The organism is Flavobacterium sp. HSC-61S13 (genome assembly GCF_024171535.1).
GTDB lineage: Bacteria > Bacteroidota > Bacteroidia > Flavobacteriales > Flavobacteriaceae > Flavobacterium.
Genome location: NZ_JALJZV010000006.1, coordinates 116,218 through 129,692, shown reverse-complemented (window position 1 = coordinate 129,692; position 13,475 = coordinate 116,218). Strand labels below are relative to the sequence as shown.

Sequence of the window (13,475 nt, the reverse complement as noted above, 5' to 3'; positions counted from 1 at the left end):
TTTTTATATATTCCTATCTTTGTTTGGATTAAAACAACTGCTTTTGACTACTATAAACAAACTGAAGATATTAAACGATCCTATTTACGGATTCATTACCATACCCAATACTTTATTGTATGACCTGATAGAACATCCTTATTTTCAACGCTTGAGAAGGATTTCTCAAATGGGAATGTCTTATTTAGTTTATCCAGGAGCACACCATACCCGTTTTCATCACGCTTTAGGTTGTATGCATATCATGCAAAAGGCTGTTCAAGTACTACGGTCCAAAAATATAGAAATTTCTGCAGAAGAGGAAAAAGCGCTTTATATAGCTATTTTGTTGCACGATATTGGTCATGGACCTTTTTCGCATGCGATGGAACACAGCATTGTTGAAAAGGTATCTCATGAAGCGATATCGCTATTGTTTATGGATCAATTAAACGAGACTTTCAAAGGAGAGTTGTCCTTGGCTATTCAGATTTTTAAAGGGCAGTACCATCGTAAATTTATGTTGGAATTGATCTCTAGTCAATTGGATATGGATCGTATGGATTATCTTAAGAGAGACAGTTTCTATAGTGGTGTGGCTGAAGGAAATATCAATTCCGAACGTTTAATACAGATGATTAATGTGCAAGACGACACCCTAGTGGTTGAGGAAAAGGGCATTTACTCTGTCGAGAAGTTTATTGTTGCCCGACGATTGATGTATTGGCAGGCTTATTTACATAAAACCAGTGTTTGTGCTGAATTGATTTTGATGCGTGTACTGAAAAGAGCTAAGGAACTCACGCACAAGGGAACTACTTTATGGTGTAGTAATGCACTGCAATTTTTCCTACAGAATCAGATTTCTGAACAAACTTTTGACTTAAAAGCATTAGAGCAATTTGCACTTTTGGATGATTCGGACATCATAGGGGCTTTGAAAAGTTGGCAATTTCATGAGGATTATGTATTGTCAGAACTAAGTAGGATGATAATTAATCGTGATTTGTTAAAAATTAGATTAATTTCGGAGAAAGTTTCCAAAGAAGAGGTGGAGGAGATGCGTTTGAAATGGATGAATTTGAAAAATCTGAGTAAAGAGGAGGCTAGTTATTTTATTTTTAAAGGTAAAGTAAAGAATCAAGCCTATAAAAAAACGGAAGAACCGATTAGAATTTTGAAAAAAAGCAAGGAAGTTATCGATGTTTTAGAAGCTTCGGATCAATTAAATCTAAAAGCACTGTCCAAACCGGTAACAAAGTATTTTGTTTGTTACCCAAAAACCTTATTAGAAACTTAAATTTCAATTATATTTTATATTTTTGCGGTGATGAAAATAACAGCAGGACAAATAGCGAGCGTTTTAGATGGTGAGGTTGTAGGAGATCCTACGATTGAGGTCCATAGATTGGCCAAAATCGAAGAAGGAACTGAAGGTTCACTGACTTTCTTAGCCAATCCAAAATATTTAAGCCACATATATACTACCAAAGCGTCGGTTGTTATTGTAAATAATAGCTTTGAACCGGAGCATGAGATCACGACAACTTTGATTAAGGTTGACGATGCCTATAAATCTTTTTCTAAAGTATTAGAATACTACAATCAAGTAAAATTGATGAAATCGGGTATAGAACAGCCTTCAGTGTTGTCTGAAGGGGTGGTTTATGGCGATGATTTGTATTTGGGAAGTTTCAGTTATATTGGAAAAAACACTAAAATAGGAAACAATGTAAAAATATATCCCAATACCTTTGTTGGAGACAATGTAGTTATTGGAGATAATACTGTATTATTTGCTGGAGTTCGAATTTATTCGGAGACCATTATTGGAAAAAATTGTACCTTTCATTCGGGATCAATTATCGGTTCAGATGGATTTGGTTTTGCACCGTCAGAAGACGGGAGTTATACCAAAGTTCCTCAAATCGGTAATGTGATCATAGAAGACGACGTAGAAGTTGGTTCAGGCACCACGATTGATCGGGCTACCTTGGGTTCGACCTTTATTCGCAAAGGAGTGAAATTGGATAATCAAATTCAAATTGCACACAATGTGGAAATTGGTGAACACACCGTAATTGCCTCGCAAACCGGGGTCGCTGGATCGGCAAAAATAGGAAAGTATTGCATGATCGGGGGACAAGTTGGAATAGTTGGACATATCGTTATCGGCGATCATGTCAAGATTCAAGCTCAAACGGGCGTTTCGAGAAGTTTAAGCGACAACGAATCCGTTCAGGGCTCGCCACAATTGCCGTATCATGATTTTTTAAAATCCTATATCCATTTTAAAAATTTACCAAAAATCGTTCAGGAAATTGAAGATTTGAAAAAGAAATAACACATAGTCAAGAAGGTAGAATGTGTGCAAAATGTTTAAAAATAAAATAAACTACTATGGTTAAACAAAAAACCATCCAAAATGAAATTTCGTTAGAAGGGGTTGGACTTCACACTGGGCAACAAGTCAAAATGACCTTGAAACCAGCGCCAATCAATAATGGATTCTCATTTGTACGAATGGATTTGGAGGGATACCCTGTTATCGAAGCAGATGCTACTTATGTAGTGAATACGCAAAGAGGAACCAATCTAGAGAAAAGAGGTGTTAAAGTACAAACCACAGAACATGTTTTAGCTGCTTTAGTTGGATGTGATTTAGATAATGTAATTATTGAAGTCAATGCATCTGAACCTCCGATAATGGATGGATCATCTAAGTATTTCGTCGAAGCAGTTGAAAAAGCGGGCATAGTTGAACAAGATGCAGAAAGAGAGGAATACATTGTTAAGGAGGTCATTTCATATGTAGATGAGGCTTCGGGCAGTGAAATTATTCTGATGCCTTCTGATACCTATCAAGTCACTGCTATGGTAGATTTTGGTACTAAGGTACTGGGAACTCAAAACGCTACTTTAAAGTCTCTTAGTGATTTTAAAAGCGAAATTGCAAATTCAAGGACGTTTAGTTTTTTACATGAATTAGAAACTTTATTGTCTCACGGTTTGATTAAGGGAGGGGATTTAAACAATGCCATCGTTTATGTAGATAAAGATATCTCGGAAGAGACCATGCAGAATCTTAAATTGGTTTTTGGAAAAGAAACCATCAACGTTAAACCCAACGGTATCTTAGATAATTTGACATTGCATCATCCCAATGAGGCGGCGCGCCATAAATTATTAGATGTGATCGGTGATTTAGCGCTAGTTGGAGTTCGTATTAGAGGAAAAGTTATTGCTAATAAGCCCGGACATTTTGTCAATACCCAATTTGCTAAAAAATTATCTAAAATCATCAAAGCGGAGAAGAGAAATCAGGTTCCTGTTTATGATTTACACAAAGAACCGTTGATGGATACGACTCAAATCATGGCTATGTTGCCACACCGTCCTCCGTTTTTATTGGTTGATAAAATATTGGAAATGTCCGAAACCCATGTGGTTGGACTTAAAAATGTGACGATGAATGAGCCTTTCTTTGTAGGGCACTTTCCAGGTGCTCCAGTAATGCCAGGCGTACTAACGGTAGAGGCTATGGCACAAACCGGAGGTATCCTGATTTTGAGCTCGGTTCCAGATCCAGAAAATTACCTGACTTATTTTATGAAAATAGATAATGTTAGATTTAAACATAAAGTTTTACCAGGAGATACTTTAACTTTTAGATTGGAGTTGTTATCTCCAATCCGCAGAGGAATTTGTCATATGCAAGCCAATGCTTATGCCAATGGAAAACTTGTCACTGAAGCAGAACTGATGGCGCAAATAGTGAGAAAACAAAATTAAAAAACGATCGTATGAATCAACCTTTAGCCTATGTTCATCCAGGAGCAAAAATAGCTAAAAATGTAGTGATTGAACCTTTTACAACGATTCATAATAATGTTGAGATTGGAGAAGGGACTTGGATAGGATCCAACGTTACTATCATGGAGGGAGCTAGAATTGGTAAAAATTGCAACATTTTTCCAGGAGCTGTTATATCAGCTGTTCCTCAAGATTTAAAATTTGGAGGAGAAGATTCCCTAGCCATAATTGGAGACCATACTACTATCAGAGAGTGTGTAACGATCAACAGAGGAACTATCGCCTCAGGGAAAACCACTATTGGTTCAAACTGCTTGGTGATGGCTACGGCACATATCGCACACGACTGTCATATTGGAAATAATGTCATTATTGTAAATGGTGTATTACTCGGCGGTCATGTTACTGTAGGAAATCATGCTATTATCGGAGGACTAACCGCGGTGCATCAATTCATCAATATCGGAGACCATGCTATGATTTCCGGTGGATCGCTTTTGAGAAAAGACGTACCTCCTTATGCCAAAGCAGCAAAAGAACCTTTGTCTTTTATTGGAATCAATTCTGTAGGACTTAGAAGACGCGGCTTTAGTACAGAGAAAATTCGTGAAATTCAAGATATCTATAGAATTCTATATCAAAAGAATTACAATACTACACAAGCTTTAAGTATTATTGAAGCAGATCTAGAGGCAACTCCTGAACGCGATGAAATCATTATGTTTATTCGAAATTCCTCAAGAGGAATTATGAAGGGCTACACAGGAATTTATTAATTTATAAAAAATACAAAATGGCAAGTACATCAGATATTAGAAACGGATTGTGCATCAAATTTAATAACGATATTTATAAAATCACTGAATTTTTACACGTTAAACCAGGAAAAGGTCCTGCTTTTGTACGTACTAAAATGAAAAGTTTGACTAATGGAAAGGTGTTGGATAATACTTTTTCTGCGGGACATAAAATTGATCCAGTTCGTGTGGAAACTCATAAATTCCAGTTTTTATACCCAGAAGGTGACCAATTTCACTTTATGCACGTGGAAACATTCGAGCAAATCACTTTGATGAAAAACATATTAGATGCTCCAGATTTGTTAAAAGAAGGAGAGAATGTAATGGTACAAATCAATACGGAAACCGATATGCCGATTGCGGTAGATATGCCTGCTTCAGTTATTTTAGAAGTAACTTATGCTGAGCCAGGAATCAAAGGAAACACGGCTACTAATGCAACGAAACCTGCTACTGTAGAAACAGGTGCTTCTGTAAACGTTCCTTTGTTTATCAATGAAGGGGATAAAATCAAAATTGATACTGCTACCGGTGCTTACATCGAACGTATTAAAGAATAATTAGTTTTTTTTAAAATCTTTCAATATATTTAACTCAGGTAAATGAGATTTAAAAGCGTTCAAGAGCTACAAACTATAGCTGAAATCATCGGTTGTAAGTTTGTAGGAGATCCCGGATTTGAGGTATACGGAATGAATGAAATTCATGTCGTGGAAGCAGGCGAAATAGTTTTTGTTGATCATCCAAAATATTACGATAAAGCTTTACAGTCTAAAGCGACTATTGTATTGATTAATAAAGATGTGCCTTGTCCTGAAGGTAAAGCATTGTTGATTTCTGACGATCCTTTTAGGGATTTTAATAAGTTGTCTACATACTTTAATCCTTTTAAACCGGCAACTGTTGCTGTAGCAGTGGATGCACAAATTGGTGAGGGAACTCACATCCAACCTAATGTTTTTATTGGGAATGGGGTTGTTATTGGACAGCATTGTTTGATTCATCCCAATGTAGTACTTTATGATAATACGGTTATTGGTGATTATGTAGTGATCCATGCGGGTGCTATTTTAGGAGCTGATGCTTTTTATTTTAAGAACCGTCCAGAAGGTTATGATCCTTTGGTCTCCTGTGGAAGAGTGGTGGTAAGAGATCGTGTTTCTATCGGAGCAGCTTGTACAATAGATCGTGGCGTAACTGGAGATACTACTATCGGAGAAGGAACAAAAATTGATAATCAAGTGCATATCGGACACGATACGGTAATTGGTAAAAAATGTCTTATCGCAGCACAAACCGGCATTGCGGGTTGTGTGATTGTGGAAGATGAAGTCACCCTTTGGGGACAAGTAGGTACTACAAGTGGTATCACCATAGGTGAGAAAGCAGTAGTATTAGGGCAGACAGGAGTAACCAAATCCATTGAAGGGGGTAAGGTTTATTTTGGAACGCCTATCGAAGAATCGAGAGAAAAATTAAAGCAATTAGCTAATATCAAGAAACTTCCTGAAATTCTAATTAAAGTAAAGAATATATGACCGCAAAAGATATCGTCGTTAAGTTTTATGAATCTGTTGCTATTTTAAGTAAGAACTATCTCCAAGAAGTTCTTCACGAGGAAGTGCTTATGGATTGGATTAGCTCTAAGGGCTTTGTACAACTTGACAAACAAGATATCTTAGCTTTGTCGAAGGAAATTCGATTGAGTTATTATTCGTTGCGTTGTGAAATTCATCAAGTTGTTGCTGCGGATAATGAAGTTGCCATTCGGTACACGCATTATGTGAGTACCTTTGAAAATCCAGATGAGGAACTGGTTCTAGCGACCTTTAGTGCCACTTGGGAAATCAAAGATGATAAGCTTTATCGAGGCTATCAGATGAGTCACTTAGTAATTTAATAGATAGAAATATAAAAGCAAGAAAAGTTTCACAGATTGCTTTCAAATGGCTATTTTTGTATAACGAAATTTTAATAAAAAAAACAAAATCATGAGTGTTTTAGTCAATAAGGATTCAAAAATAATAGTTCAAGGTTTTACAGGTAGTGAAGGTACTTTTCACGCATCTCAAATGATTGAATACGGAACAAACGTTGTTGGTGGTGTAACTCCAGGAAAAGGTGGAACAATGCATTTAGATCGTCCTGTTTTTAATACGGTTCAAGATGCCGTTGAACAAGCTGGCGCTGATACATCAATTATTTTTGTACCACCAGCTTTTGCTGCTGATGCTATTATGGAAGCTGCTGATGCAGGAATCAAAGTAATTATTACAATTACAGAAGGTATCCCAGTTGCTGATATGATTCGTGCAAATAATTACGTTAAGGAAAGAAGCTCAAGATTAATCGGACCTAACTGTCCAGGTGTAATTACACCAGGTGAAGCTAAAGTTGGTATTATGCCAGGTTTCGTTTTCAAAAAAGGTACAGTAGGGATTGTTTCTAAATCGGGAACTTTAACTTATGAAGCTGCTGACCAAGTAGTAAAACAAGGTTTAGGTATTACTACAGCTATCGGTATTGGTGGAGATCCAATCATTGGAACGACAACTAAAGAAGCTGTTGAATTGTTGATGAATGACCCAGAGACTGAAGCAATTATTATGATTGGTGAAATCGGTGGTCAATTGGAAGCTGATGCTGCTCGTTGGATTAAAGCAGATGGAAACAGAAAACCAGTTATTGGATTTATCGCTGGAGAAACTGCTCCAAAAGGTAGAACAATGGGACATGCTGGTGCAATTGTTGGTGGAGCTGATGATACAGCTGAAGCTAAAAAACGCATCATGAAAGAATGTGGTATCCACGTTGTAGACTCTCCTGCTGAAATCGGTAAAAAAGTGAAAGAGGTTTTAGGATAATTCATTCTAAATTCAATATATAAAACCAGTAATCCTCATCGATTACTGGTTTTTTCGTTTGTGTAAGTCGAGATTCGATTTTCGTAAGTCGATTTTCGTAAGTCGCGATTCCCAGTTACTGATCACATCACTTGGCAGTCGATTCTTGAAATTAAATTATTCTTAAAAGCATAATTTTATCGAATTAAGATATTTATCTTTAGGTTTGATAAATCCGTGGGTTTTTGTCACCCTTATATACTCTTGAAATCACCAGCACCTAGCAACTCAGATTAATGAGAACGACTATGCTTTGATTATAATGAAAAAAAATAGTTTCCTATGAATAAAAATTTCGTTTATCTCTTTTCTGCCTTGATCTGTTCTGGTATACTCGCTGCGCAGACACAGTCTTTACCGCCTAGTTACCAAAAGAATCTGTCGAATCCGATATCGATCTATAGAGCCGAACCCGAGCGAATTAATAATCTCGTTCACACAAAGTTAGATTTAAAGTTTGACTATGCGAAACAGTTGGTTTTGGGAGAGGCTTGGATTACGCTTCAGCCTCATTTTTACCCAACAGCAATTTTGCAATTAGACGCTAAGGCTATGTTGATACATAAAGTAGAATTAGTAGACGGGAGTAAAACCAAAAAACTGAAGTTCAAATACGATGGATTGGAATTGTCAATCGATTTGGATCGCACGTATAAAAAGGGAGAATCCTATACCGTTTATATAGACTATACCGCACAACCCAATGAAGTAAAACAGGAGGGAAGTCAAGCGATTAATGATGCGAAGGGAATTTATTTTATCAATCCTGAAGGTAAACAAGCTCAGGTACCGACGCAAATATGGACACAGGGTGAAAGTGAGTCTTCCTCTTGTTGGTTTCCTACTATTGATAAGACCAATCAGAAAACCACTCAGGAAATCTATTTGACCTATCCACAAAAATACGTTTCGCTGTCCAATGGTACTTTAGTGTCAACAACGCAGAATAAAAATGGATCTAAGACTGATTATTGGAAGATGAGTCAAAAACATGCTCCGTATTTATTTTTTATAGGTATTGGCGATTATGCTGTTGTTAAGGACAAGTGGCGTAATATTGAGGTTGATTACTATGTAGAGCCCGAGTACAAGGAATATGCTCGTGAAATCTTTGGAGATACGCCAGCGATGATGGAATTCTTTTCAAATCTGTTGGATTATCCTTACCCGTGGGAAAAGTATGCTCAGATGACTGCTCGTGAATATGTAAGTGGCGCTATGGAAAATACAACGGCGTCGTTGTTCAATGATGGTGTTCAGCAAAAACCAGGTCAGCTTATTGATGAAAATTCAGCTGAAACGGTTATCGCACATGAATTGTTTCATCATTGGTTTGGTGATTTGGTAACTGCGGAAAGCTGGTCAAATCTGTCGATGAATGAAGCCTTTGCAAATTATTCAGAGTATTTATGGACCGAACACAAATACGGAAAAGAAAAAGCAGATCAGTATTTATATGCTCAGGTGGAGTCTTATAAAAATGGAGACCATTTCGATAAAAACTTAGTTCGTATGCATTATCATTCGCAAGAAGATATGTTTGACCAAGTGACGTATAATAAAGGTGGTGCTATTTTGCATATGCTTCGAAATTATCTGGGTGATGAGGCCTTCTTCAAAGGTTTAAGTAAATATTTAAAGGACAATGAATTTGGCAAGGCGGAATATACGCAATTGCGCTTGGCACTTGAAGATGTAAGTGGGCGGGATTTGAATTGGTTTTTCAATCAGTGGTTTATCGGAAGTGGGCAACCGAATTTGATTGTAAAATCGGACTATGATGCAAAAGCAAAGAAATCTAAGATAACCGTGACGCAACAAGGGGATACGTTTTTTGAATTTCCCTACGCACTTGATATCGTAGTAGCGGGCAAGATTAAAAGGGAGCAGGTTTGGGTAGGAGCGCAAGAGCATAGTATTTTTGAATTCGAAACTTCAAAAAAGCCAGAAGTTGTTATCTATAATGCCGATCAGGTTTTGCTATCGGATTTACAGGACGACCAAAAAACCGTCGAGGAATATCTGGCGCAATATCGGGTTGCAAAAGGTAATTATACTGCTCGTCGAGAAGCGGTAGAAGCTTTTGCAAAACAACAATCGACTAGTGTTGTTGCTTTGACTGCTTTATTGGAATCTTTGAAAGACGACAATGATGGTATTCGAGGCTTAGCTATTAATAGCTTAGATTTTACGGTACCCTTGGTTGTCGAGAAAGCGACTCCTGTTTTAAAAAGTATTGCTGAGCATGACTCTAAAACCTTGGTTCAGGCGCAGGCTATTTCTGCGTTAAACAGTATGGGAGCATTTGATGTCGAATTGTTGGACAAGGCGGCAAAAAGCGTCTCCTATCGCGTACAAGCAGCGGCTATTGATGGTGTTCTTCAACATGATCCATCAAAATTTTCAAATTATAAAGAAGGTCTTGATGAAGAGGTGATTAAAAATAGTGAACAATTGATCACGGCTTTTATACCAGTATGGGTTGCGGAAAATGATTTCTCCAAAGCTAACTTGGTTATACAAACCGCTGTTTTTTATTTGTTTGCAAAAAGTCAGGGTGCACCAGTAGCCGATCAGTTGGAAAAGGGATTTACTTGGGTAATGAGTAATGATACGGAAGAAGCAACGAATGTGGCAGCACAGATGTATACGATGTATTATGCTTATATTAAAACCCAAAGTGAAGCTGCGGCATCTTTAATGAAGACTATGGCTGAAACCGCTGTGGATTTGAAAAAAACGGCCTACGAAAAGGATAAGGTTAAAAACTCAAACTTAAAAAAACAATGGGATGTTTTGCAGCAAGCCGTTGATAAAATGAATTGATTAAAAGCAGATTTTAAATAAAAAAAGCGGCCAAGTGGCCGCTTTTTTTAGTGTCTAATTATTCCGAAGTCAGTCCAAACATCAATATTAATTGATTGTTTTTATAGATGTTAAAAGTCTGATCAGCGACATCATAAGTCAGTCCCTTCTCATTTAACAAAGAAACGAATTCATTTTCTTGACGTGAAATTACTTCATCCATACAAGCCATTCTGGTCATTCCCAGTGCTCCAAAAGACAAGTTCTCACTATCGATATCAAATGCTCCGAAGAAATTGTTACATCCCGTTCTTCCGTTTACTTTTTTGTTTTCCACATCAAAAATAATTTCGGGTTGTCCTTTTTCGATCGCTTTGCCATTCATTTGAATCAATTTCCATTTTTTATTGGAAACGAAAGCTAGTGCAGAACCATTTTTTTCTGTGGTTTTCTTAAACTTCATCAACACGTTTTTTTTGTGAATTAAATTTAATTGACCATCTATAACTTTTAGCTCAATTTTTTTATCGCCTATTGTTTGTAAGAATTCGCCTTCTATTTTCATGATTTCCGGTTGACAGGCCATCATAGTTCCGGCACCGTGTTTGGTTACCATAGTGGTTCTTTTCTTGTTCATGCTAATCGGCATATTAAAATTGTTGCATCCGCTACTTCCGTATAGGCTATTGTTTGCTGCATTAAATTCAACCTTTACAGCGTCTTGTTGTATGGCTTTTCCGTTTAATTCAATCAAAGTCCAATTGGTGTTCCAGATGGCTTGATTAGCGGGAACTTTGCAAACTATTTTTTTTAATTTATAACGTACCGAAGAGGCATCAGCTGGCACTTGTTCTTTAGGAAGGGCGGTTTCTTCAACCAATAACTCATATTGAAAACCCGGTTCATAAGTAAAACCATCAATATTACTGTAGAAAAATGTCCAATCTAAATCATTTTCAAAGCGTACATTTAAACAGTTCATAGGAGCAACTCCAGTGCAAGGGCTGGTGTTTTCTTTGACGAATACTCTTTTTACTACTTGTGCCTGAAGGGTTACTGCAGTTATTACTGTGAATAAAGTAACCATAAGTGTCTTTTTTGTCATAATCAATTTTTAAATTTAGGAAGTACTAGGCAAATAGCCTGCCATTTTTTTGGTAGTTAGATAAATACTGCGGTACCGCTAGCAGTAACCATTAGCATACTTCCGGATTGTCCGATGGTTTCATAGTCTAAATCTACCCCTACGATGGCATTGGCTCCGAGTTGTTTAGCGCGTTCTTGCATTTCGTGTAAAGCAGTGTTTTTCGCTTCGATAACCACTTTTTCATAAGAAGTTGATCGACCTCCAAAAAAATCGGTGAAACTCGCTTTAAAATCTTTTATAGCATTGGCTCCAATGATGGTTTCGCCAGTAACGATACCTTTATATTCCTTAATTGGGTGACCTTCAAGTGTTGGGGTCGTAGAGATAATCATAAGTTATGTTTTAAATTAGGATTATAAATATACAATTTTTTGATTTTTAAAGTGTATTTGATAGTGTTTATTTAAAAAGACAAAGAAGAAAGGGGATATAACTATTAGGGAGGATTCTCTAAAAATATTATTTTGAAAGCAGAAAAAATTGTACTTTTACCTCCCAAACACAACACTTCATTATGGATCCTAAAGTATTGCTTACTGCTAAAGAGGTCAATATCATTTTGCATCGTTTGGCTTGTCAATTAGTCGAAAAACATCTTGATTTTTCGAATACCATCCTCATTGGAATTCAACCGAGAGGTAAATTTTTAGCCGAAAGATTAAAGTTAATCATTGAAAGGGAATATGCTGTCCAAGATATCAGCTTGGGTTTTCTGGATATTACTTTTTTTAGAGATGATTTTAGAAGAAATTTAAAACCTTTAGAAGCCAATAAAACTCAGATTGATTTTCTAGTAGAGAATAAAAAAGTCATTTTTATCGATGATGTTTTATATACTGGTCGAAGTATTCGTTCAGCACTAACTGCGATACAATCTTTTGGACGTCCGTCTGAAATCGAACTTTTGGTTTTAATTGACCGCAGATTCAGCCGCCATTTGCCAATACAACCCGATTATCGTGGTCGCCAAGTCGATGCAATTAACGACGAAAAAGTTTTGGTAAGTTGGGGTGAAAACGATGATCAGGAAGACGGAGTATTCTTGATTCAAAACGAGGTAAAATAGTAAAATTAATAACATAGAGGAATCCATTGCACGATGAAAGAATTAAGTGTAAACCATTTGTTGGGAATTAAATACATTACAAAAAGTGATATTGATTTAATCTTTGAAACTGCTGATCAGTTTAAAGAGGTTATTAATAGACCTATAAAGAAAGTTCCTTCGTTACGAGATATAACGATCGCGAACATTTTTTTTGAAAACAGTACGCGTACTAAGCTGTCCTTTGAGCTCGCACAGAAGCGATTATCCGCTGATGTGATCAGTTTCTCAGCAGCGCAATCTTCCGTTAAAAAAGGAGAGACACTATTGGATACGGTCAACAATATTCTGGCGATGAAAGTGGATATGGTGGTTATGCGTCATAGCCATGCTGGTGCGGCACATTTTTTGTCTAAAAATGTAAAAGCGAGTATTGTTAATGCTGGTGATGGAGCTCATGAACATCCTACACAAGCCTTGTTAGATAGCTATTCGATTCGTGAAAGACTCGGAGAAGTAGCGGGAAAGAAGATTGTGATTGTTGGTGATGTATTACATTCTAGAGTAGCTTTGTCCAATATTTTTGCCTTGCAGATGCAGGGAGCTGAAGTTCGAGTTTGTGGGCCGAAGACACTGATTCCTAAATTTATTGAAAGTCTTGGAGTGAAAGTGGAGCCTCAATTGAGAAAAGCCTTGGAGTGGTGTGATGTCGCTAACGTATTGCGGGTTCAAAATGAGCGTATGGATGTCAATTATTTTCCATCGACTCGCGAGTATGCACAACAGTACGGGATAGATAAAGAATTGTTAGATTCATTAAATAAAGAAATCGTGATTATGCACCCTGGTCCAATTAATCGTGGTGTGGAGTTGACTTCTGATGTAGCCGATTCACAACAGGCTATTATTTTAGATCAAGTAGAAAATGGAGTTGCGGTTAGAATGGCGGTGACGTATTTATTGGCTTCAAAAATTAAATAACA

At 37.0% G+C, this 13,475-nt stretch carries 13 protein-coding genes; 11 read left to right on the top strand and 2 right to left on the bottom strand.

The features are described 5' to 3' along the window. Window positions 1-43: 43 nt before the first annotated feature. The 9 genes from L1275_RS07840 to L1275_RS07800 all read left to right on the top strand — a co-directional run bounded on the left by L1275_RS07840 (window position 44) and on the right by L1275_RS07800 (window position 10,321). Window positions 44-1,279 (top strand): HD domain-containing protein, encoded by a 1,236-nt coding sequence (locus tag L1275_RS07840; RefSeq protein ID WP_253471518.1) that lies wholly within the window; start codon window positions 44-46, stop codon window positions 1,277-1,279. A 30-nt stretch (window positions 1,280-1,309) separates the two neighbouring features. Further along, the gene (gene lpxD, locus L1275_RS07835) at window positions 1,310-2,323 is read left to right on the top strand and encodes a UDP-3-O-(3-hydroxymyristoyl)glucosamine N-acyltransferase (protein ID WP_253471516.1); all 1,014 of its coding nucleotides are present in this window, start codon (window positions 1,310-1,312) and stop codon (window positions 2,321-2,323) included. 56 nt (window positions 2,324-2,379) lie between these two features. Then, on the top strand, window positions 2,380-3,771 hold the full coding sequence (locus L1275_RS07830; protein ID WP_253471514.1) for a bifunctional UDP-3-O-[3-hydroxymyristoyl] N-acetylglucosamine deacetylase/3-hydroxyacyl-ACP dehydratase: 1,392 nt from the start codon (window positions 2,380-2,382) through the stop codon (window positions 3,769-3,771). A gap of 11 nt (window positions 3,772-3,782) precedes the next feature. After that, complete coding sequence (lpxA, locus tag L1275_RS07825) at window positions 3,783-4,568, top strand: acyl-ACP--UDP-N-acetylglucosamine O-acyltransferase (RefSeq protein ID WP_253471512.1); 786 nt, start codon at window positions 3,783-3,785, stop codon at window positions 4,566-4,568. 17 nt (window positions 4,569-4,585) lie between these two features. Beyond that, on the top strand, window positions 4,586-5,152 hold the full coding sequence (efp, locus tag L1275_RS07820) for an elongation factor P (RefSeq protein ID WP_253471510.1): 567 nt from the start codon (window positions 4,586-4,588) through the stop codon (window positions 5,150-5,152). 42 nt (window positions 5,153-5,194) lie between these two features. Further along, a complete protein-coding gene (locus tag L1275_RS07815; protein ID WP_253471508.1) occupies window positions 5,195-6,130 on the top strand; it encodes a UDP-3-O-(3-hydroxymyristoyl)glucosamine N-acyltransferase in 936 nt (311 codons plus the stop codon). After that, a complete protein-coding gene (locus tag L1275_RS07810; protein WP_253471506.1) occupies window positions 6,127-6,492 on the top strand; it encodes a nuclear transport factor 2 family protein in 366 nt (121 codons plus the stop codon). The genes L1275_RS07815 and L1275_RS07810 overlap by 4 nt, the downstream gene beginning before the upstream one ends. 91 nt (window positions 6,493-6,583) lie before the next feature. Then, window positions 6,584-7,456: a succinate--CoA ligase subunit alpha gene (gene sucD / locus L1275_RS07805; RefSeq protein WP_253471504.1), complete on the top strand. Its 873-nt coding sequence runs from the start codon at window positions 6,584-6,586 to the stop codon at window positions 7,454-7,456. Window positions 7,457-7,777: 321 nt separating this feature from the next. Next, window positions 7,778-10,321, top strand: coding sequence for a M1 family aminopeptidase (locus L1275_RS07800; protein WP_253471502.1), 2,544 nt, complete (start codon window positions 7,778-7,780; stop codon window positions 10,319-10,321). Window positions 10,322-10,379: 58 nt separating this feature from the next. On the opposite strand, the gene L1275_RS07795 is transcribed toward L1275_RS07800, so the two are convergent. Then, window positions 10,380-11,405, bottom strand: a complete 1,026-nt coding sequence (locus tag L1275_RS07795; protein ID WP_253471500.1) for an META domain-containing protein — start codon at window positions 11,403-11,405, stop codon at window positions 10,380-10,382. Window positions 11,406-11,461: 56 nt separating this feature from the next. After that, window positions 11,462-11,779 (bottom strand): YbjQ family protein, encoded by a 318-nt coding sequence (locus L1275_RS07790; RefSeq protein ID WP_253471499.1) that lies wholly within the window; start codon window positions 11,777-11,779, stop codon window positions 11,462-11,464. Between the two features lie 182 nt (window positions 11,780-11,961). Between L1275_RS07790 and pyrR the strand changes: the two genes are divergently transcribed. Both pyrR and L1275_RS07780 read left to right on the top strand, forming a co-directional pair. Beyond that, window positions 11,962-12,513: a bifunctional pyr operon transcriptional regulator/uracil phosphoribosyltransferase PyrR gene (gene pyrR, locus L1275_RS07785; RefSeq protein WP_253471498.1), complete on the top strand. Its 552-nt coding sequence runs from the start codon at window positions 11,962-11,964 to the stop codon at window positions 12,511-12,513. Window positions 12,514-12,546: 33 nt separating this feature from the next. After that, window positions 12,547-13,473: an aspartate carbamoyltransferase catalytic subunit gene (locus tag L1275_RS07780; RefSeq protein WP_253471497.1), complete on the top strand. Its 927-nt coding sequence runs from the start codon at window positions 12,547-12,549 to the stop codon at window positions 13,471-13,473. Window positions 13,474-13,475 lie beyond the last annotated feature (2 nt).

What these genes read in the sequence shown, in the direction of transcription:
- pyrR (WP_253471498.1), top strand. Translation starts at nt 11,962, where the DNA reads ATGGATCCTAAAGTATTGCTTACTGCTAAAGAGGTCAATATCATTTTG.
- L1275_RS07810 (WP_253471506.1), top strand. Translation starts at nt 6,127, where the DNA reads ATGACCGCAAAAGATATCGTCGTTAAGTTTTATGAATCTGTTGCTATT.
- L1275_RS07815 (WP_253471508.1), top strand. Translation starts at nt 5,195, where the DNA reads ATGAGATTTAAAAGCGTTCAAGAGCTACAAACTATAGCTGAAATCATC.
- L1275_RS07830 (WP_253471514.1), top strand. Translation starts at nt 2,380, where the DNA reads ATGGTTAAACAAAAAACCATCCAAAATGAAATTTCGTTAGAAGGGGTT.
- L1275_RS07795 (WP_253471500.1), bottom strand. Translation starts at nt 11,405, where the DNA reads ATGACAAAAAAGACACTTATGGTTACTTTATTCACAGTAATAACTGCA.
- efp (WP_253471510.1), top strand. Translation starts at nt 4,586, where the DNA reads ATGGCAAGTACATCAGATATTAGAAACGGATTGTGCATCAAATTTAAT.
- lpxA (WP_253471512.1), top strand. Translation starts at nt 3,783, where the DNA reads ATGAATCAACCTTTAGCCTATGTTCATCCAGGAGCAAAAATAGCTAAA.
- sucD (WP_253471504.1), top strand. Translation starts at nt 6,584, where the DNA reads ATGAGTGTTTTAGTCAATAAGGATTCAAAAATAATAGTTCAAGGTTTT.
- L1275_RS07800 (WP_253471502.1), top strand. Translation starts at nt 7,778, where the DNA reads ATGAATAAAAATTTCGTTTATCTCTTTTCTGCCTTGATCTGTTCTGGT.
- lpxD (WP_253471516.1), top strand. Translation starts at nt 1,310, where the DNA reads ATGAAAATAACAGCAGGACAAATAGCGAGCGTTTTAGATGGTGAGGTT.
- L1275_RS07780 (WP_253471497.1), top strand. Translation starts at nt 12,547, where the DNA reads ATGAAAGAATTAAGTGTAAACCATTTGTTGGGAATTAAATACATTACA.
- L1275_RS07790 (WP_253471499.1), bottom strand. Translation starts at nt 11,779, where the DNA reads ATGATTATCTCTACGACCCCAACACTTGAAGGTCACCCAATTAAGGAA.